A 1,225-nucleotide genomic window follows, 5' to 3' on the forward strand; every position below is an offset into this window, starting at 1 on the left:
CACCCGCCCCCACCCCCAACAGACCTGGCGAACTCAGCGAAACTCCGCCCCGGACGCCCAAGCGCCCGGTCCACACCATCCGAGACATACGCATCCCGCCCCTCCCTCAGCGGCTCGATGACATCCGCGAACGCCTCCGCATCCGTAACCGCCACCCCCTCCCCCACAAGCTCCGCCACGTACTCCTCAACAGACAGCGGCACATACCGAATATCCCGACCAGCCACCTCCGAAATCACGGCCACCGCCTCCGCCAACCCCACCGCCCGCGGCCCGGACAATTCATAAATCTGCCCCGCATGCCGCTCCTCGGTAAGCGCGGCAACCACCACCGCAGCAATGTCCTCGGCATCAACAAAGCTGGCTGCTCCGTCCCCACCCGGCAGCCGCAGCTCACCCGCACGGATGGCATCGGCAAAGAACCCCTCGCTGAAATTCTGCGCAAACCAACCCGGCCTGCTGATCGTCCACTCCAGACCGCTCTCCCGCACCGCAGCCTCACTGTCGACGATCCCGTCCAGGACACCGTCGCGGTCCTTCACATAATGCGGATCGTCGATCCCGCGCCCCGACGCGAGCACAACCCGCCGCACCCCATGCGCCACCGCCCGCTCGATAAACGGGCGAACGAGCCTCGTACCGTCCAGCTGCACGATGTACACAGACTGCACGCCCTCGAGCGCGGCATCCCAGGTGCCACGCTCGGTCCAGTCGAAGACATGCTCACCGCTCCGGGCTGCCGCACGAACGCGGAGCCCCTTGGCTCGCAACTGACTGACGACTCGGCGGCCGGATTTGCCGGTCGCCCCGGTGACCAGAATGGGTTTCTCAGACATAGCCTCAGTCAACCCACCCGCACCGAGACCATCCATGGCTGAAAACCTCCATCTGATGTCTGAGCGTCTAGGCTGAAGGGCATGGACCCCGTCGCAGAGCTCCTGGCAGACGTACGAGCCCGCGGCGCCGTCTTCCGGCAAACAGTCATGCGACCCCCATGGGCCCTCAAGATGGCCAGCGGCGCCCCACTCACCCTCGCGACCATGCTGCGCGGCCACGCCTGGATCGTCCCCGACCAGCACGAACAACCGGTGCGCATCGAGACCGGCGACATCGCCGTCATCCGTGGTGACGTGCCCTACACGGTGGCCGACGACCCCGCCACCACACCCTCCCTGGTGGTCACAAGCGCCGACTACTGCCCCACGACCGAGAGCGACATCGAGCC

2 protein-coding genes are annotated in these 1,225 nt (G+C 66.5%); one reads left to right on the top strand and one right to left on the bottom strand.

All coding sequences use genetic code 11. The annotated features are described in order from the left end of the window. Window positions 1-836 (bottom strand): NAD(P)H-binding protein (locus G5C51_RS42075; protein ID WP_165246215.1); only part of this gene is annotated, 836 nt, incomplete at its 3' end. 81 nt (window positions 837-917) lie between these two features. On the opposite strand from G5C51_RS42075, the gene G5C51_RS42080 reads away from it, so the two are divergent. Then, on the top strand, window positions 918-1,225 hold a 308-nt coding region (locus G5C51_RS42080), incomplete at its 3' end, for a cupin domain-containing protein (RefSeq protein ID WP_165246217.1).

The organism is Streptomyces coryli (assembly GCF_011044975.1).
GTDB lineage: Bacteria > Actinomycetota > Actinomycetes > Streptomycetales > Streptomycetaceae > Streptomyces > Streptomyces coryli.